This window comes from Nocardia suismassiliense, from assembly GCF_900269665.1.
Lineage (GTDB): Bacteria > Actinomycetota > Actinomycetes > Mycobacteriales > Mycobacteriaceae > Nocardia > Nocardia suismassiliense.
This window is the reverse complement of record NZ_LT985361.1, coordinates 8256280-8273103: the sequence shown is the minus strand read 5'-3', so window position 1 is coordinate 8273103 and position 16824 is coordinate 8256280. Positions and strand designations below refer to the sequence as shown.

Here is a 16824-nt window from a genome sequence, read left to right as displayed (position 1 = left end):
GAAAGGATCTGGCAATGCCGACGCCGACCACCGTGCAGCTGCTGTGGGGCACCCAGCAGCGGCCCAAGCGCGGCCCGAAACCAGCCCTCTCGCTGGAGGGGATCGTGGCCGAGGCGATCGCACTCGTGGATGCCGAAGGCCTGGCGAACCTGTCCATGCAGCGGCTGGCCGAGCGGCTCGGTTTCACCAAGATGTCGCTGTACCGATATGTGCCGGGCAAGGAGCAGCTGACCGCGCTGATGCTCGACGCCGCGATGGGCACACCGCCGGATACCGCTGCGGTGCACGATGTTCCGCAGGCCGAGCGCTGGCGAGCCGGGCTGCGCCGGTGGGCCGAGACGCTCTACCAGCGCTACCGTGCGCATCCCTGGGCCATCGAACTGACCATCGGTGCGCGTCCGCTCGGCCCCAATGAAATGGGCTGGATGGAAAGCGCCCTCGTCGCACTCGCCGGCACCGGACTCACCGGGTCGGAGCAGCTCGACACCATCGTGCTGGTCAACGGCCACGTCCGTAGCCTGGTCCAGCAGACCCAACCGCTCGGCGACGATCCGTCGGTGCAGTTCGCCGCGCAGTTCGCCGAGATGATGACCGTGGCCGGCGATCGCTACCCTGCTGTCGCCGCGGCCTTCGCGGCGGAGGCTGCGGCGGTAAGCACCGCACCGGACTCCGGCGGTGCGAACAACGCCCTGCACTTCGGTATCGAACGCGTGCTGGACGGCTTGGGCGTCCTGATCGCCCGCCGAGCCGGCGGCTGAATCGGCCCGCCTGAACTCCCCACTGCCCCCGGCCAGGGCCTATCGTCGGACCATGACCCAGGACCTCGAACTTCAGCAGGACGCGATCACCACGGTGCGGGAGTTTCTTTCCGCGCTCGAACTCGGCGCCGTCGACGAGGCGTTGGAACTGCTGCACCCGGACGCTGTATGGAAGAACACCTCGCTGCCCGATGTCGGCGGCGGGCTGGCGCGCAAGATACTGCGGAACCTGAACCGGGACCCGTTCGGTTTCGAGGTCGACGTGCACCACATCGCCGCCGACGGCAATATCGTGCTCACCGACCGCACCGACTTTCTGCAGTTCGGCCCGGTGAAGATCGGCTTCTGGGTGACCGGCACCTTCGAGCTGCGCGACGGCCGGATCATCCTGTGGCACGACCACTTCAGCTGGGAGAACTTCTTGCGCGGCACCGCCGTCGGGGTATGGCGCGCCGTGTTCTCCCGCGACTGAACCGGCCGGCTCAGTCCTGAGTCCGCTGCTGCTGGAGCAGTTTTCGCCAGCGTTCGGCGGATTCGACCATGTCGTGGCCGACGAAGTCGAGGAATCGGCTGGTGTTGTACGCGCGTACCCCTGCCGGTGTGTCGCTGCCGAGCAACTCGGCGCCGCGCCGGGTCACCGCGGCCAGCTCGCACACCTGTTGCGCGCTGACCATTGTCGCGTGCACCCAGATGTTGTCGTCGACGAAGTAGCGATCCCGGCGGCTGCGGGCATCGCGTTCCCGTTGCAAGAGGCCCTGGGTTTCGAGCATGTTGATGGCCGCGGAGATGGTGGCCGGGCTGACCCGAAGTCGTTGCGCCAGTTCGGCGGCGGTGAGGCTGCCGCTGTCGGTGGTGTAGAGGCAGGCCAGCGCGGCCGCCGCGGTGCGCGGAACTCCGGTCCTGGTGATCTGCGCGACGAACTGCGTCACGAATTCGTCGAGCACCACATCGCCTGCCGCCGGGGCACTTTCGGCCGTCACGCCGCGCGATCGGTGCCGACGCGCGCGTAACTCGGTCGCTCTGTGCGCACGCCCAGGGTGGTAGCGACCGGGTCCGCCGTTGCGCATGACTTCCCGGCTGACGGTGGAGGTAGGCCGGTTCAGCTGCCTGGCGATCTCGGCGTACCCGAGACCTTGCGCGAGGCCCTCGGCGATCTGCCTGCGATCGTCCTGGGTCAACCTGCCACCCGGCATGCGCCGCCTCCCTCGCTGGCGAGTGGTTCGCCGTGCCGAACCATTCCGCGAGTATTGCGCTCAGTGGCAGACCATTGCAATACCTATGTCAGACAGGTGCATTCAGCGGCATATTCATTGCAATTCAATTCTGGAATCTACCTGCTGAAATCGCTTGATAGCCTGCTTTCATCGTTGGAAGATAATTGAATGCAACGTAGCGTTCGGGCATATCCAAACTCGAACGAAGTAGGAATCATGGTGCATCGACCACTCTCCGAATCCGTCGAACTCCCCACCACGCGCCCGGCCCGTTGCCCCTTCGACCCGCCCGCGGAACTGGCCGCGCTGCGCCCGCTGGTGCGCATGACTTTCCCCGACGGCCATCAAGGCTGGCTCGCCACCGGGCACGCGACCGTCCGCGCGGTCTTCGCCGACCCGCGCTTCAGCGTGCGCTACGAACTCGGGCACAACCCGCTGGCCGATGGCGGCCCGATGCCGCCCGCGACGCCGGGCGACCTGCTCGGTGTCGACCCACCGGAACACACGCGCTATCGAAAACTGTTGTCCGGCAAGTTCACCGTGCGCCGGATGGCCATGCTTACCGAGCGCGTCGAGGAGATCACGGCCGACCATCTGGACGCCATGGTCCGCGACGGCGGGCCGGTCGACTTGATCGAGGCGTTCGCCTTCCCCGTTCCCGCGCTGACCATCTGTGAGTTGCTCGGCGTTCCGTCCGCCGAGCGCGACACCTTCCGCGAGCTCGTCGCCGTGGCCAACGACATGGCCGCGTCCGTCGACGAGCGGGTGGCGGCCTTCGCCGACGGCGAGAAGTACCTGCGCACCTTGGTGCTGGCCAAGCGCGCCGAGCCCGCCGACGACCTGCTGAGCGACCTCACCGACAGCGACCTGACCGATGACGAGCTCGCCGTCATCGGCACCCTTCTGCTCGGCGCGGGCCTGGACACCACGGCGAACATGCTGGCGCTGGGCACCTTCGCCCTGCTGTCGCATCCCGACCAGCTCGCCGAGCTCCGCGCCCGGCCCGAACTCGCCGATCAGACCGTCGAGGAGCTCATGCGTTACCTGAGCATCGTGCACACCTCGTCGCGGGTGGCGCTCGAGGATGTCGAGCTGGACGGTCAGCTGATCAAGGCGGGGGAGACGGTCGCGCTGTCGACCCAGGCGGCCAACCGTGACCCGGCCAAGTTCGACGATCCCGACACCTTCGACATCCGGCGCAACGCCGTCGGACATGTCGGCTTCGGGCACGGCATCCACCAGTGCCTCGGTCAGCAACTTGCCCGCGTCGAGATGCGAGTCGCGTTGCCCGCCTTGGTGCGTCGCTTCCCGACGTTGCGGCTGGCTGTCCCGGCCGAAGGGGTTCCGTTGCGGCACGACATGGACATCTACGGCGTGCACCGGCTCCCGGTCACCTGGTAACGGGCGGGCACCGATGAAGATCACCATCGACCGGCACCGCTGCATCGGCGCGGGCATGTGCGCGCTGCTCGCACCCGAGGTTTTCGATCAGGACACCGACGACGGAAAGGTGCGGCTGCTCGATCCCGCGCCGCTGCCCGCTCGGCATGCGGTGGCACGAGAGGCGGAGCACGCTTGTCCGTCCGGCGCCATCGACGTCGTTCCGGACGGAACATCGTAATCGCAGCTCAGGTGGGATGAATCACACCTGAGCGGTCACTCAGCTGTGCTCGTTCAGATACTCCAGATAGAACGGCCGCAGCACCTCGGCGACCTCACCGTCACCCGCGTGGATGTAGTCGTCGATCATCGGCAGCACGTACTTGATGTCGGCTTCGCTCTCGCCGAGGTTGCCCGCGGCGGCCTCGGCGGCCGGGATCGAGGTGAGCAACCGCCACAGGAACTTGACGTCCCCGTGCCGCACGGCGAGCTTCACCGCGCGATCGTGCAGTTCCTTCGACGACAGCTTCTCCAGGTCCTCGTTACCGGCCATGCCAGCGACTCTAACCGGCGCCTCGGCGCGGCGGCCACGGCCCGGTCGTTCGCGTCGGCGAGTGAGGTTAACGACAAATTCACGGACACGCCTACCTGTGCGGGAGCGGGGAAGCGTAGTTCGGCGGTAGCGTCGTTGGTGCGGGCCGCGGCGGTGTGGCTCGTACGGGAGGTCCTGACCGTGACTGAGCTATTCAGTACGAGGGGGCCGGCACCCGGCCCTCGTGGCATCTGACGGCAACGTCAGGTCCCATCAGGACGGACCGGTCCAGCGAGATCGTTCGCGCGGGTGCCGCGTGGGCACAGAGGAGCCCACCGTGACTGCATCACGCTCCGTCCCCGCCCCCCCGGCGCAACCCCGTCCCGCGAAAGGCGGAACCGCCGCGAAGGGTGCACACCCCTCGCATTCCCTCGCCAATACCTTCGTCATCGACACGTCGGTTCTGCTGTCCGATCCCTGGGCGTTCACCCGGTTCGGCGAACACGATGTCGTGCTACCGCTGGTGGTCATCAGCGAACTCGAAGGCAAACGGCATCACCACGAATTGGGCTGGTTCGCGCGGGAAGCCCTGCGCAACCTGGACGATCTGCGCTTGCTGCACGGCAGGCTGGATCAGCAGGTGCCGATCGGCACCGAGGGTGGAACGCTGCAGGTGGAACTGAACCACACCGATCCCGCGGTCCTTCCGGTCGGCTTCCGCACCGACACCAATGATTCCCGAATCCTGGCCTGTGCACTCAATCTGGCGGCCGAGGGCCGTCAGGTGGTGCTGGTGTCCAAGGACATTCCGCTACGGGTCAAAGCGAGTGCGGTGGGCTTGCAAGCCGACGAATATCACGCACAGGACGTCGTCACCTCCGGCTGGTCCGGCATGGTGGAGCTCGACGTCAGCTCGGGACAGATCGACCAGCTCTACTCGGAGTCGGTGCTCGACCTGGACGACGCCCGGGAACTGCCCTGCCACACCGGAATCCGGCTGCTGGGTAGCAGCTCCAGCGCGCTCGGCCGGGTCACCCCGGACAAGCGGGTCCAGCTGGTGCGCGAACGCGAGGCGTTCGGCCTGCACGGCCGCTCCGCCGAGCAGCGCATCGCGCTCGATCTGCTGCTGGACGAGAGCATCGGCATCGTCTCGCTCGGCGGCCGGGCGGGTACCGGCAAATCCGCGCTCGCGTTGACCGCGGGCCTGGAGGCGGTGCTGGAGCGGCGAACTCAGCGAAAGGTGGTTGTCTTCCGCCCGCTCTACGCGGTCGGTGGTCAGGAACTCGGTTACCTGCCGGGCAGCGAGAGCGAGAAGATGGGCCCGTGGGCCCAGGCAGTCTTCGACACCCTCGACGGGCTGGCCAGCCGTGAGGTGATGGAGGAGGTGCTCGCCCGCGACATGCTGGAGGTGTTGCCGCTCACCCACATTCGCGGCCGGTCGCTGCACGACTCGTTCGTGATCGTGGACGAGGCCCAGTCGCTGGAACGCAATGTGCTGCTCACGGTGCTCAGCCGGCTCGGCACCGGTTCACGGGTGGTGCTCACCCACGACGTCGCCCAGCGCGACAACCTGCGGGTCGGCCGGCACGACGGCGTCGCCGCGGTGATCGAAAAGCTCAAGGGTCACCCGTTGTTCGCGCACATCACGCTGACCCGCAGTGAGCGCTCGCCGATCGCGGCGCTGGTGACCGAGATGCTGGAGGAGTACGGACCCAACGCCTGAGTCGGTTGGTGTGTTTCCCCTCACAGTTGCCGGGTAATATCCCGGCGATAGCTGTTCGGTATGACCCGGCGTGTCCCTGGTGGATTCGCCGGGTCATTGCTGAACATCGGCCTAGGCTGCCAGCGGCGTCACCGAGTCGGCGACGTTTTCGGTAGCCACTTTCGAGAGGATGGAAATGCACCACTTCGCTCGACGAACGGCTGGATACACTGCCCTGCTCGCCGCGACCGGCCTGATCATCGCCGGCTGCAGCAGCAATGACGACGACGACAAGAACGACAGCGCGGCTTCGGCGGGAGCGTCGGCGGCCTCGGCGCTGATGACCACCACGGTCCCGATGGGCACCACCGAGGAGCACACCTCTGGTGCCGCGGAGGAGACCAAGATCGCGACGCAGCGTGGCGACATCGCCGTCTCCGGGCACATTTTCGACAAGTACGTGCAGACCGGTGGCCCGGCGGGCCCGCTCGGCGCTCCGCTGGAAGCGCAGGAAGACGGACCCGACGACGGCAAGTACCAGGACTTCGTCGGCGGCACCGTGTACAAGGCCAAGGACGGCCAGCCGCACATCGTCTGGGGCGAGATCCGCAAGGCGTGGGAAGACAACGGCGGCGCCAAGGGCAAGCTCGGCTACCCCACCAGCGACGAGAAGGACATCGCGGGCGGCAAGGAGAGCGACTTCTCCGGTGGCACCATCACCTGGGTCGACGGCAAGACGACCGTCACGCCGAAGTAGGTAGTCGGTTCGGCGCCCGGGACGGCTCAGCCGGTCCCGGGCGCCCGTCCAGTCTCATCCAATGAATGCCCGTATCTCGGGCTCAACCGCTAGGTTGTCTAGGTGCAAACTCTCTTGACCGATCGCGAGTTGCTCGAATCCCTCGCGCTGGACGTGGAATCCATTCTGCGTCGCCACATCGACGCCGCCGACGGATGGCAGCCGCACGACTTCGTGCCGTGGGACGACGGCCGTAACTTCGCGTTTCTCCACGGGACCGACTGGGCGCCGGAGCAGTCCGAGCTCAGCGAGGTCGCCAAGCTGGCGTTGACCGTCAGCGTGCTGATCGCGGACAACCTGCCCTCGTACCATCGCGAGCTGGGCAAGTACCTGCGCACCGGCGCGTGGTGGCGCTGGGTCGGCCGGTGGACCGCCGAGGAGAACCGCCACGAGATCATGATCCGCAACTTCCTCATGGTGACCCGGGCGGTGGACCCGGTCGAGCTGGAGCGGATGCGGATGAAGCACATGACCGACGGCTTCCGCCGCCCCGGCATGCACCTGCTCGACGTGCTGGCCGCCTGCGCCTTCGAAGAGGTCGCCGCCGCCATCCGGCATCGCAACACCGCGGCGCTCGGCGAGAGCCCGATGGTCACCGCGATCGCCGAGCGCATCGCGCTCGACGACGAGATGCAGGCGGTCGTGTTCGCCGAGCTGGTCGAGGCGGGCCTGAACGTGGCGCCCGATCAGGCGATGCGCGCCATCGCCGACCAGGTCGCCGACTTCAAGGTGCCCTCGGTGACGCTGGCCGACGGCCGCACCAGCGATGAGGTGCTCGCCGTAGCCGGGATCTACGACCCGGCCAAGGAGAACGAGTTGGTCTTCAAGCCGCTGCTGAAGCGGTGGAACGTCTTCACTCGGACCGATCTCGGTGAAGCCGGCGAAGCGGCTCGCGCCGAACTCGCGCATCTGCGCGACTGAATTACCCCCGGTCGGCGCGTGGTTTTACCGCGCCGACCGGATTCTTTTCTTTTTCGCGTAGTTGTGATGAAACACACGCGATGTCGCCAGCGATTAGCTGAGTACATCCGCATTATGCGGAAGCGAGAAAGGAAAGAATCATGGTTGGAGCAATTGTCGAGGGCATGGTTTCCCTCTTCGGTGTCGGTGCCAAGGCGTTCCTGAAGGCGCTCGGCATCATCTTCTGATGTCCCCTCGCGTGGGTATTTCGGCCAGGCTGACCTACCCACGCCCACGCTCCGTCGAGCGTCACGTCGGACCAGTATGAGGGAGTCCGACGTGACGCTCGCGCGGCGGCGAAAGTAATTGCTATTTCTGGTCTTCGACCTTCGCCATGGACAGCACATCCAATCGGCGGTCGAGTTCTTCCTCGGTGAGCTTCTCATCGAGCAGACCGCGATCGATAACCGTCTGGCGAATTGTCTTCTTGTGCTTCAACGCTTCTTTGGCAACCGCCGCCGCCTCTTCGTAACCGATCGCCGAATTCAGCGGGGTAACAATGGAGGGCGAGGACTCCGCCAAGGTGCGGAGGTGGTCCACATTGGCGACCAGTCCGCGCACACACTTGTCGGCGAAGAGCCGGGAAACATTGGCGAGCAACCGAATCGACTCGAGCAGATTGCGCGCCATCACCGGGATATAGACATTCAGTTCGAAGGCGCCGTTCGCGCCGCCGAACGCGACAGCGGCGTCGTTGCCGATCACCTGCGCCGCGACCTGCGTAACCGCCTCGGGCAGCACGGGATTGACCTTGCCGGGCATGATCGAACTGCCGGGCTGCAGATCGGGCAGCTGGAGTTCGCCGAGGCCGGTCAGCGGGCCCGAGCCCATCCAGCGAATGTCGTTGGCGATCTTGGTGAGACTCACCGCGACGGTGCGCGCCGCACCCGACGCCTCGACCAGTCCGTCCCGGGCGGCTTGCGCCTCGAAGTGATCCCTGGCCTCACGCAGCGCGTCGAGACCGGTCGAACGGACCAGCTCCGCAACGACCTTGCCGCCGAAACCGTCTGGCGCATTGAGGCCGGTGCCCACCGCGGTGCCGCCGATGGGCAGCTCACCGAGGCGCGGCAGCGTCGCCATGAGACGGTCGATGCCCGCGGCGATCTGGCGGGTGTAACCGCCGAACTCCTGGCCGAGGGTCACCGGCACCGCGTCCATCAGGTGGGTGCGGCCTGACTTGACCACGGTCCGCCACTCGGTCGACTTGTCCAGCAGGGCCAGCCGCAGATGCTCGAGCGCGGGCACCAGGTCGGTGATGATCGCCTCGGTCGCGGCGAGATGCACCGCGGTCGGGAAGGTGTCGTTGGACGACTGCGACATGTTCACGTCGTCGTTCGGGTGCACGGTCACGCCGTTCGCCTTCGCGATCGAGGCGATCACCTCGTTGGCGTTCATGTTCGAGCTGGTGCCCGAGCCGGTCTGGAAAACATCGATCGGGAACTGGTCGTCGTGCTTGCCCGCGGCGATCTCGTCGGCGGCGGCGATGATGGCGTTGGCCTTCGCGGGGTCGAGCAGCCCCAGATCCCGATTCACCTTGGCGCAGGCGGCCTTCAGCAGGCCGAGCGCGCGGATCTGCGCGCGCTCCAGGCCGCGTCCGCTGATCGGGAAGTTCTCCACGGCCCGCTGGGTCTGCGCCCGCCACAGCGCGTCCACCGGGACCCTGACCTCGCCCATGGTGTCGTGCTCGATGCGGTACTGCGTCTCCTCCGTCATGTTTCCGACCATATGCCCGAGACGACCGTCATGGGGCTGCCACGCCTGTAGTGATTCGCACACCCTCGGCTGCGCCGCACCCGGAATATCCGCGAGGTGGTCGACAGGTCGCGGCGCGCGGCCATTCGACTCGCCGCGAGGGGCTTGTAAAAGCAGAGACGCGCAGGGGATGCCTGCGCGTCTCTGGTTCTCGATGGTGCCGGATCAGGGCAGCGGCGGCACCGCGTGCTCGTCACCGATGAAGTCGACCGAGGAGTACTCGCGCAGCTTCGTCAGGCGGTGGTAGGCGTCGATCATCCGGACCGTGCCGGACTTGGAGCGCATCACGATCGACTGGGTGGACGCGCCGCCGCCGTAGTAGCGCACGCCGCGCAGCAGGTCGCCGTCGGTGACGCCGGTGGCGCAGAAGAAGACGTTGTCGCCGGCCACCAGGTCCTCGGTGGTGAGCACCCGATCCAGATCGTGGCCCGCGTCGATCGCCTTCTGCCGCTCGTCGTCGTCTGTCGGGGCCAGCATGCCTTGCAGCTCGCCACCCATACAGCGCATCGCCGCGGCCGCGATGATGCCCTCGGGGGTGCCACCGACGCCGACCAGGATGTCGGTGCCCGAGTCGGGCCTGGCCGCGGCGATGGCGCCCGCGACGTCGCCGTCGGAGATCAGCCGGATGCGCGCGCCCGCGTCCCGGACCTGCTGGATCAGCTCGGCATGCCGGGGGCGGTCCAGGATGCAGACGGTCAGGTCCGACTTCGACAGGCCCTTGGCCTTGGCGACCCGGCGGATGTTCTCGCCGATCGGGACCGAGATGTCGATCACGTCGGCGGCGTCCGGGCCGACCGCGATCTTGCTCATGTAGAACACCGCGGACGGGTCGAACATCGCGCCGCGCTGGGCGACCGCGAGCACCGCGATGGCGCCGGGGGAGCCCTTCGACATCAGCGTGGTGCCGTCGACCGGGTCGACCGCGAAATCGACCTCGGGTCCGGTGCCGTCACCGACGAGTTCGCCGTTGAACAGCATGGGCGCCTCGTCCTTCTCGCCCTCGCCGATGACGACCACGCCGCGCATGGAGACCGAGTTGACCAACTGGCGCATCGCGTCGACCGCGGCGCCGTCGCCCCCCTCCTTGTCGCCGCGACCGACCCACCGGCCTGCGGCCATCGCACCGGCCTCGGTGACGCGGACCAGCTCGAGCGCGAGGTTGCGGTCCGGCGCCTCGCGGCGGCTCGGTGTCGGGGAAGATGCCGTCATTGCGGGGTGCCTCCTGTGCGTCGGTACAAAAGCTGTGCGCCGCGCGCGGGGTCCTGGGGTTAACGCAAGCTGCATGACCGCGCGCGTCGGTCCGGACGATTGTCTCACTCGAACTGAGACGGGCGTACACCCTGCTCGGTCGATCGGGGTGCGTGCGGGAGCGCCGGACGCGCGAGTGGATACTGAGTGCGTGTCCCCGCAAAAGCCACGCATCATGAACGACTACCGGGATCTGTTCTGGTCGCTGATCCCCCTCGTATTGATCGCCGTGGTTTTCGCCGGCCTGGCGAGCCAATGCAGTTTCGCCGCAAAGGGTCCGACGCAGGGGCAGATCCCGCACTTCGATGCGAAGGCCGCGCTCACCTCCGACGCCCGCAGCCTGCCGTTCCCCATCCGGAACCCGGCCGTGCCCGCCGACTGGACGCCCAACTCCGGCAGCCGGGAGAACATCAGCGGCACCGGCGGCGGACCGATCAGCACTGTCGGCTATATCACCAACCACGGCGCCTACATGCGCTTCAGCCAGAGCAGCGCGACCGAGGAAGCCCTGTCCCGATTCGTGCTCGGCTCCCGCTACGCCACCGGTACCGAGCAGATCGGCGACCAGAAATGGATCGTCTACGCCGAGCCCGGCTCGGAATCGGCTTGGATCACTGACCTCGGCCAGGTGCGGGTGCTCATCACCGGCGCCGGTCAACGTGAGTCGTTCGTCACGCTCGCGCAAGCCATCACAGCCGCTCCGCCGATCAAGCCCTGACCCCAGGTGTGTGTCGGGCCCTGATGAATGGGGTCGTGCGCAGCGGACGAAGTCGTCGAATACTGCTTGCTGGGCGGGGATTCGGACGAACTCGGACAGAGCTATGAAGAAAACCATTGCAGGCCTCGCGGTCGCCACCATGCTGCTGGCACCGGCGACGGCGACCGCCGCCACCCCGCCCGATCACTCGCCCCCGACGCTCGTCGCCGACAGCGGTTCCGCCGCCCCCGGTTCGGCCGGCGACTACCTGTGCCGACTACTGCGGATGTTGCGCGCCGGATGGGTCGACAGCTCCGGCGGCGGCCCAGCCTGCACGTTTCCCTAGCGGTGGTTGACGATGGTGCCCCGGTGAAAGGGCCGCCACCGCACAAACGGTGACGGCCCTTCAGCGAGTGGATTCACTCAGTTCAGGAGCTTGGTTCCGGCGTAGCTGCCCCATTGAACCTCAGCGACCTTGTCGGAATCTGCGTTGTAGGTCGAATCAATCCAATCGGTGACCGTGGACTCTGCTTCCCGCAGTACAGGCTCTGAGATACCGGCCGGAGATTCCGCCCGGAGGAGGAAATATGCCCGGTCCGAGGGCTCCTGCCCTGGGTGATCGGCAGCCCACTGCAGATGCATCTCGTAGTCGGCCTCAGCTTTCTGCTCGAACTCGATGTGCGTACCGGCGAACTCCGGAAACCTCGCGATCTCGCTCGCCACAGCCGCACGGATAGCATTCGCCTCCATTGGCGTGCAGTACAGCTGGACAACCAGATAGCTGCTCACTGTTGCTGATCACTTCCTCTCGTCAGATGACATGGCAGTGCCGTTTGTGATATCCGGCCGGCATTTTGCTATCGACATCCTTCTCCGCAAGTTTCTGGGCATCGGCCCGATTGAAGGCCCGGCCTGTCCCTTCGACCTGTTGGGTGGAATGCCCATTGGCCGGCGTTCCGTTCTTGACCTGGTCACAGCGCACTGTGATCGTGATCTTCTTCGGCGCACGCTGGACCGGCGAAAACCCCTCCGCGACAGGCTGAAACAGCGTAGTGGCCGCTACCGGCAGCGGGTAGCTCGGTGTGGCCGCTGCGACCGACGAGCCTGCGATACCGACAATGAACGGCCCAGCCAGCATGAAGGCAATCGCCGATACGCGTCGTGTGTTCCTCATAATGTCCCGCCCCCATGCTTTTAGCCCTCCGCAGCTATCTCGCTGACGAGGGTCTCACTAAATGCGACGACGGCCGTCGGATCTGGCTCCCTTGCGGGGCGGAGTCCGAAAGTCTTTGTCCGTCAATAGTGTTGGACGGCGAGCCAGGGGAAACGGTTCCATCCCACCGAAGAGTTCTACTATGGGCTCTATCACATATCGAGTCATCTTCTCGCGGCACAGATTTCGTCGTCGGCGCCCAGGCGGGGAAGGCTGCTTGCTACTGAACCGTCGCGGCGGCAGTCCAGTGCCAAAGGTCACTGACCGCGTATGTTCCCTAGCGGTGGTTGACCACGTTGACGATGGTGCCGTTGGGGTCGCGGACGAAGAAGCGGCGTACGCCCCACTGTTCGTCGGTGAGCGGATAGACGATGTCGGCGCCGGCGGCGGTCATGGCCGCGTGCACGGCGTCCACGTCTTCGACCTCGACGCTCATGTTGGGCTGCAGCTTCTCGGCGCCGGGGCCGATGAGTAGCACCTGGGCGGTGGGGTTGGCGGGGGAGGCCATGGTGACGACCCAGCCGAGGTCCATCGCCTCTTCGAAGCCGAGCAGCCGGTAGAAGTCGCGGCTGGCTTCGATGTCGGTGGTGTGGATGTCCGGCGTCGCCCGGCGGATCGTCAACTCTGGCCCTCCAGGTCGGTGCGGGACAGCGCGTCCTCCACCCGCTTTCTGGCGCCGGCCAGGTGTTCCTCGCAGCGGTTGGCCAGCGCTTCGCCGCGTTCCCACAGGGCGAGCGACTCGTCGAGGTCGAGGCCGCCTTGTTCGAGCATCTTCACGACATTGACCAGTTCGTCGCGGGCACGCTCGTAGCCGAAGGTGGCGATCTCAGCCAATTCGGTCTCGGCATCCTTGCCGGGCTCGGCCAAGGTCAGCTCCTCCTCGTGTCGTCCGTCTTGTCCTGGGTGCGGGGGCCTAGTGCCTGGGTGCCCAGCGCGGCCGCGGTGACGGCGCCGTCGGCGACCCTGATGCGCAGCTGGCTGCCCGCGGGTGAGTCCTCGATCGTGCGCACCACGTGCCGTTCCGGGCCCGCGACGCGCTGCACGACAGCGTAGCCACGGGCCAGGGTGGCGGCCGGGCCCACCGCGGTCAGCTTCTCGCGCAGGTGGCGGGTCGCGGTGGCCTCGGTACGAATGAACTGCTCGGCGCAGCGACGGGTCGACGCGCGCAGGCGCTCGATTTCCTCACGGCGCCGGTCGATTTCGCGCAGCGGATCGGCGAGCACGGGGCGCGAACGCAGTTGGGTCAGCGCGCGGGTCTCGCGGTCGACCCAGCCGCGCAGCGCGGCGGCGGAGCGGGCGCGCATATCGCGCACACCGGCCAATTCCGCGGCGGCGTCGGGCACCACACGCTTGGCGGCGTCGGTGGGCGTGGCGGCGCGCAGGTCGGCGACGAGATCGCTGAGCGGGTTGTCCGGCTCGTGGCCGATCGCGCTCACGATGGGGGTGGTCGCGGCGACGATGGCGCGGCACAGCGCCTCGTCGGAGAAGGCCAGCAGGTCCTCCACGCTGCCGCCGCCGCGGGCCAGCACGATCACCTCGACGGACGGGTCGCGGTCGAGTTGAGCGAGGGCCTCGAGCATCTGCGGCACCGCGGTCGGCCCCTGCACGGCGGTATTGCGAATCTCGAAACGCACTGCGGGCCAGCGATTTCTGGCCACCGTCAGGACGTCACGTTCGGCGGCGCTGGCCCGGCCGGTGATCAGTCCGACGGTCTTGGGCAGGAACGGCAGCGGCCGCTTGAGCCGCACGTCGAAGAGACCTTCGGCGGCGAGCAGGGCCTTCAGCCGCTCGATGCGGGCGAGCAGCTCACCGATGCCGACCGGGCGAATCTCGATGACGCGCAACGACAGTGTGCCGCGGCCGGTGAAGAACGAGAGCTTGCCGTAGACCACGACCCGGCTGCCTTCCTGCAGCGGGATCGGGGACTTGCGGATGAGGTCCGGGTCGCAAGTCACCGACAGCGACATGTCCGCGGACGGGTCACGCAGCACCAGGAACGCGGTGCGGGCGCCCGGTCGCAAGTTGATCTGGGTGATCTGGCCCTCGACCCAGATGCTGCCGAGCCGATCGATCCACTGCGCGACCTTGATCGCGACGGAGCGCACCGGGTACGGCTGCTCGGCGGAGTTGGCGGGCGCGGCGGAACTCGCGGGCGCGGCGGGGGCCGATGCAGGCGGTTGGCCGGTGCGCTCCGGTTGACCGGGGGTCACCCGGCCAACCGTCGACGAAGGTGTGCGTGGCAGCCGAGGCTGGGCACCCCGAGGAGGCGCACGCGCATGGTTTCGGTCACTGCGCCTGCACGGTGGCGATCCGATTCGTCAGCATGGTCACGAACGGCGCCCGGTTGCGGGTCTGCTGCTCGTAATCCAGCAGCGCGGTGAGGTCTTCGACGGTCAGCATGCGCAGGCGGGCGCGCAGCTGAGCCAGGGTCATGCCGCCATAGTCGTAGCGGGTGGCTACTTCGGGCACGCTGATCTCCGGCGCGGGGTCGGCCGCGGGGACGATCTCGAGTTTGGTTTCCGACACCGGCTCAGCGGTTTCCGGCTCGTCGGCACTCGGCACCGAGGTGCTGTGGCCGTTGCCCTCGGCGGCACGGGCGGCGGCTTCGGCGGGCAGTGTCTCGCGAGCCGTGTAGGTGGCCGGCTCGGGGTCGTCGGCGGCGTACAGGTCGAAGCGGCTGGTGCGCGTCGTGCTGCCGCTGTGGGTCGGCTCCGGGTCGAGGTCCTCGTCGAAGGTGGCCCACTCCGGCTGTTCCTCCGGAGCATTGGCCAGTCGATCGAAGACCGCGTCGCCCTTGAGCGCGAGGCTCGTTACGAACTGCTGGACGTGCATCGTCGTCTGCAGCAGCTGGCTGATGGCGGTGATCGGTAAATTCATTGCGGCCGTGGGTAGCCGACGAGTTTCCTCAACGGCGTAAACGGCGGCCCCGGCGGCTACCCGGGCCAGGAACGGTGGTCGAAACATGGTCCTAGCCTGCCCGAAATGGTGTGCTATGCAAAGGTCGGGGCTCACGAGAGTGATTCTGGCTCATGTCCCGGCGCGCACGGACCACGCCTCGCCGCACGGTAGCGACTTCGGCGCACTGCCCGGACGGCGGATAGTCGGTCGGCGCACGTAAGCTGTCGGCATGTCCTCGGCCATACCCTTGAACGTCGGAATCACCCGCTCCGCGGGTGCCGGAACCGTCGATCCCGTCGGCGGCAAGCGGGTGCTGCTCGCCGAGCCGCGGGGGTACTGCGCCGGCGTGGACCGAGCGGTGGAGACCGTCGAGAAGACGCTCGAGAAGCATGGTGCGCCGATCTACGTGCGCAAGGAGATCGTGCACAACCGCCACGTCGTGGAAACGCTGCGTGAGCAGGGCGTCATCTTCGTCGACGAGACCGACGAGGTGCCCGAGGGCTCGGTGGTGGTGTTCTCCGCACACGGTGTCTCACCCGCGGTGCACAGCTCGGCCGCCGCCCGCAACCTGCACACCATCGACGCGACCTGCCCGCTGGTGACGAAGGTGCATCAGGAGGCCAAGCGGTTCGCCCGCGACGACTACGACATCCTGCTGATCGGCCACGAAGGCCACGAGGAAGTCGAGGGCACGGCGGGCGAGGCGCCCGAGCACGTGCAGCTGGTGGACGGCCCCGCCTCGGTGGACAAGGTCACTGTGCGCGACGAGTCGAAGGTGATTTGGCTCTCACAGACCACGCTGAGCGTCGATGAGACGATGGAGACGGTGCAGCGGCTGCGCGAGCGCTTCCCCGCGCTGCAGGATCCGCCCAGCGACGACATCTGCTACGCCACCCAGAACCGTCAGGTCGCGGTGAAGGCGATGGCGCCGGAATGCGATCTGGTGATCGTCGTCGGCTCGCGCAACTCCTCGAACTCGGTGCGCCTGGTCGAGGTCGCGCTCAATGCTGGTGCCAAAGCCTCCTACCTCGTCGACTACGCCCGCGAGGTGGACCCCGCCTGGCTCACCGACGTCCGCACCGTCGGCATCACCTCGGGCGCTTCGGTGCCGGAGATCCTGGTCCGCGGTGTGCTGGACATGCTCGAGGAGCACGGCTACGCCGATGTTCAGCCGGTGACCACGGCGAACGAAACCTTGGTCTTCTCGCTGCCCCGCGAGCTGCGCACTACCCGGCGCTGATCCCCGCCGAACCATCTGGTGCTGGTCACTCGCACGACCACCCGCCGCTGAGCTGCGGCGAAGCATGCGGCCTTGAGCTGCGGCGAAGGACGCGCCGTTGAGCTGCCGTGAACCATCCGGCGTCGAGCTGCGCCGAACCATTCGGCGTCGAGCTGCGCCGAACCATTCGGCGTCGAGCTGGGTGTGGATGGCGTTCGCGGATGGGACGTGGTGGCGGCCCGACCCGCTCGATGCCGCCATGGTGTCCGCTTGATCGCCGTAAAGACCTGACGCCCGCCGCCATGTCCCCGCCGCCACCGACGCTACGCACGAACGGGACATGGAGGCTGCGTCACTCGGTTATCGCCGCCGTGGTGTCCCGTTGGCCGTTGATGGCGTTCGCGAGGGGGACACGGCGGCGGGTTCGACTCGGTGATTGCCGCTGTGGTGTGCCG

The 16824-nt window shown here is 67.3% G+C and carries 20 protein-coding genes; 10 read left to right on the top strand and 10 right to left on the bottom strand.

The annotated features are described in order from the left end of the window. Nucleotides 1–14 precede the first annotated feature (14 nt). Both DBO33_RS37030 and DBO33_RS37025 read left to right on the top strand, forming a co-directional pair. Nucleotides 15–758: a TetR/AcrR family transcriptional regulator gene (locus tag DBO33_RS37030; protein WP_107659182.1), complete on the top strand. Its 744-nt coding sequence runs from the start codon at nucleotides 15–17 to the stop codon at nucleotides 756–758. 52 nt (nucleotides 759–810) lie between these two features. Further along, complete coding sequence (locus DBO33_RS37025; protein WP_107659181.1) at nucleotides 811–1230, top strand: limonene-1,2-epoxide hydrolase family protein; 420 nt, start codon at nucleotides 811–813, stop codon at nucleotides 1228–1230. Nucleotides 1231–1240: 10 nt separating this feature from the next. Here DBO33_RS37025 and DBO33_RS37020 read toward each other — a convergent pair whose 3' ends face one another. Next, complete coding sequence (locus DBO33_RS37020) at nucleotides 1241–1951, bottom strand: GbsR/MarR family transcriptional regulator (RefSeq protein WP_107659180.1); 711 nt, start codon at nucleotides 1949–1951, stop codon at nucleotides 1241–1243. Between the two features lie 237 nt (nucleotides 1952–2188). Between DBO33_RS37020 and DBO33_RS37015 the strand changes: the two genes are divergently transcribed. Then, nucleotides 2189–3373 (top strand): cytochrome P450, encoded by a 1185-nt coding sequence (locus DBO33_RS37015; RefSeq protein ID WP_107659179.1) that lies wholly within the window; start codon nucleotides 2189–2191, stop codon nucleotides 3371–3373. A gap of 13 nt (nucleotides 3374–3386) precedes the next feature. Next, complete coding sequence (locus DBO33_RS37010; RefSeq protein ID WP_107659178.1) at nucleotides 3387–3593, top strand: ferredoxin; 207 nt, start codon at nucleotides 3387–3389, stop codon at nucleotides 3591–3593. A gap of 39 nt (nucleotides 3594–3632) precedes the next feature. On the opposite strand, the gene DBO33_RS37005 is transcribed toward DBO33_RS37010, so the two are convergent. Further along, the gene (locus tag DBO33_RS37005; protein ID WP_107659177.1) at nucleotides 3633–3905 is read right to left on the bottom strand and encodes a hypothetical protein; all 273 of its coding nucleotides are present in this window, start codon (nucleotides 3903–3905) and stop codon (nucleotides 3633–3635) included. A 316-nt stretch (nucleotides 3906–4221) separates the two neighbouring features. On the opposite strand from DBO33_RS37005, the gene DBO33_RS37000 reads away from it, so the two are divergent. From DBO33_RS37000 to DBO33_RS36990, 3 genes are all read left to right on the top strand, one after another. Further along, nucleotides 4222–5607, top strand: coding sequence for a PhoH family protein (locus DBO33_RS37000; RefSeq protein WP_107660920.1), 1386 nt, complete (start codon nucleotides 4222–4224; stop codon nucleotides 5605–5607). A 175-nt stretch (nucleotides 5608–5782) separates the two neighbouring features. Then, the gene (locus tag DBO33_RS36995; protein ID WP_107660919.1) at nucleotides 5783–6343 is read left to right on the top strand and encodes an LGFP repeat-containing protein; all 561 of its coding nucleotides are present in this window, start codon (nucleotides 5783–5785) and stop codon (nucleotides 6341–6343) included. 102 nt (nucleotides 6344–6445) lie between these two features. Beyond that, a complete protein-coding gene (locus DBO33_RS36990; protein ID WP_107659176.1) occupies nucleotides 6446–7303 on the top strand; it encodes an acyl-ACP desaturase in 858 nt (285 codons plus the stop codon). Nucleotides 7304–7651: 348 nt separating this feature from the next. Here the strand turns inward: DBO33_RS36990 and DBO33_RS36985 are convergent, their stop codons facing one another. Then, complete coding sequence (locus DBO33_RS36985; protein ID WP_107660918.1) at nucleotides 7652–9055, bottom strand: class II fumarate hydratase; 1404 nt, start codon at nucleotides 9053–9055, stop codon at nucleotides 7652–7654. A 204-nt stretch (nucleotides 9056–9259) separates the two neighbouring features. Continuing rightward, entirely contained in the window at nucleotides 9260–10303 is a 1044-nt protein-coding gene (gene glpX, locus DBO33_RS36980; RefSeq protein ID WP_107659175.1) for a class II fructose-bisphosphatase, read from the bottom strand. Nucleotides 10304–10493: 190 nt separating this feature from the next. On the opposite strand from glpX, the gene DBO33_RS36975 reads away from it, so the two are divergent. Further along, nucleotides 10494–11060 carry a DUF4245 domain-containing protein gene (locus DBO33_RS36975; protein WP_107660917.1) on the top strand — a complete coding sequence of 189 codons (567 nt, stop codon included), beginning with the start codon at nucleotides 10494–10496 and terminating at the stop codon, nucleotides 11058–11060. Between the two features lie 103 nt (nucleotides 11061–11163). Further along, a complete protein-coding gene (locus DBO33_RS43275; RefSeq protein WP_159080704.1) occupies nucleotides 11164–11385 on the top strand; it encodes a hypothetical protein in 222 nt (73 codons plus the stop codon). A 77-nt stretch (nucleotides 11386–11462) separates the two neighbouring features. Here the strand turns inward: DBO33_RS43275 and DBO33_RS36965 are convergent, their stop codons facing one another. The 6 genes from DBO33_RS36965 to DBO33_RS36940 all read right to left on the bottom strand — a co-directional run bounded on the left by DBO33_RS36965 (nucleotide 11463) and on the right by DBO33_RS36940 (nucleotide 15216). Then, on the bottom strand, nucleotides 11463–11828 hold the full coding sequence (locus tag DBO33_RS36965; protein WP_107659174.1) for a hypothetical protein: 366 nt from the start codon (nucleotides 11826–11828) through the stop codon (nucleotides 11463–11465). 22 nt (nucleotides 11829–11850) lie between these two features. Beyond that, nucleotides 11851–12213, bottom strand: a complete 363-nt coding sequence (locus DBO33_RS36960) for a hypothetical protein (RefSeq protein WP_159080703.1) — start codon at nucleotides 12211–12213, stop codon at nucleotides 11851–11853. Between the two features lie 316 nt (nucleotides 12214–12529). Beyond that, a complete protein-coding gene (locus DBO33_RS36955) occupies nucleotides 12530–12874 on the bottom strand; it encodes a VOC family protein (RefSeq protein ID WP_107659172.1) in 345 nt (114 codons plus the stop codon). Next, the gene (locus DBO33_RS36950; protein ID WP_107659171.1) at nucleotides 12871–13119 is read right to left on the bottom strand and encodes an exodeoxyribonuclease VII small subunit; all 249 of its coding nucleotides are present in this window, start codon (nucleotides 13117–13119) and stop codon (nucleotides 12871–12873) included. The genes DBO33_RS36955 and DBO33_RS36950 overlap by 4 nt, the downstream gene beginning before the upstream one ends. Before the next feature lie 2 nt (nucleotides 13120–13121). Continuing rightward, nucleotides 13122–14462, bottom strand: coding sequence for an exodeoxyribonuclease VII large subunit (xseA, locus tag DBO33_RS36945; RefSeq protein ID WP_107659170.1), 1341 nt, complete (start codon nucleotides 14460–14462; stop codon nucleotides 13122–13124). A gap of 76 nt (nucleotides 14463–14538) precedes the next feature. Further along, nucleotides 14539–15216, bottom strand: coding sequence for a lipid droplet-associated protein (locus DBO33_RS36940; protein ID WP_107659169.1), 678 nt, complete (start codon nucleotides 15214–15216; stop codon nucleotides 14539–14541). 163 nt (nucleotides 15217–15379) lie between these two features. On the opposite strand from DBO33_RS36940, the gene DBO33_RS36935 reads away from it, so the two are divergent. Beyond that, on the top strand, nucleotides 15380–16390 hold the full coding sequence (locus DBO33_RS36935; RefSeq protein ID WP_107659168.1) for a 4-hydroxy-3-methylbut-2-enyl diphosphate reductase: 1011 nt from the start codon (nucleotides 15380–15382) through the stop codon (nucleotides 16388–16390). The last annotated feature ends 434 nt before the right edge of the window (nucleotides 16391–16824 follow it).

What these genes read in the sequence shown, in the direction of transcription:
- DBO33_RS37010 (WP_107659178.1), top strand. Translation starts at nt 3,387, where the DNA reads ATGAAGATCACCATCGACCGGCACCGCTGCATCGGCGCGGGCATGTGC.
- DBO33_RS36935 (WP_107659168.1), top strand. Translation starts at nt 15,380, where the DNA reads ATGTCCTCGGCCATACCCTTGAACGTCGGAATCACCCGCTCCGCGGGT.
- DBO33_RS36995 (WP_107660919.1), top strand. Translation starts at nt 5,783, where the DNA reads ATGCACCACTTCGCTCGACGAACGGCTGGATACACTGCCCTGCTCGCC.
- DBO33_RS37020 (WP_107659180.1), bottom strand. Translation starts at nt 1,951, where the DNA reads ATGCCGGGTGGCAGGTTGACCCAGGACGATCGCAGGCAGATCGCCGAG.
- DBO33_RS36960 (WP_159080703.1), bottom strand. Translation starts at nt 12,213, where the DNA reads ATGAGGAACACACGACGCGTATCGGCGATTGCCTTCATGCTGGCTGGG.
- DBO33_RS36940 (WP_107659169.1), bottom strand. Translation starts at nt 15,216, where the DNA reads ATGTTTCGACCACCGTTCCTGGCCCGGGTAGCCGCCGGGGCCGCCGTT.
- DBO33_RS36985 (WP_107660918.1), bottom strand. Translation starts at nt 9,055, where the DNA reads ATGACGGAGGAGACGCAGTACCGCATCGAGCACGACACCATGGGCGAG.
- DBO33_RS43275 (WP_159080704.1), top strand. Translation starts at nt 11,164, where the DNA reads ATGAAGAAAACCATTGCAGGCCTCGCGGTCGCCACCATGCTGCTGGCA.
- glpX (WP_107659175.1), bottom strand. Translation starts at nt 10,303, where the DNA reads ATGACGGCATCTTCCCCGACACCGAGCCGCCGCGAGGCGCCGGACCGC.
- DBO33_RS37005 (WP_107659177.1), bottom strand. Translation starts at nt 3,905, where the DNA reads ATGGCCGGTAACGAGGACCTGGAGAAGCTGTCGTCGAAGGAACTGCAC.
- DBO33_RS37025 (WP_107659181.1), top strand. Translation starts at nt 811, where the DNA reads ATGACCCAGGACCTCGAACTTCAGCAGGACGCGATCACCACGGTGCGG.
- DBO33_RS37015 (WP_107659179.1), top strand. Translation starts at nt 2,189, where the DNA reads ATGGTGCATCGACCACTCTCCGAATCCGTCGAACTCCCCACCACGCGC.
- DBO33_RS37030 (WP_107659182.1), top strand. Translation starts at nt 15, where the DNA reads ATGCCGACGCCGACCACCGTGCAGCTGCTGTGGGGCACCCAGCAGCGG.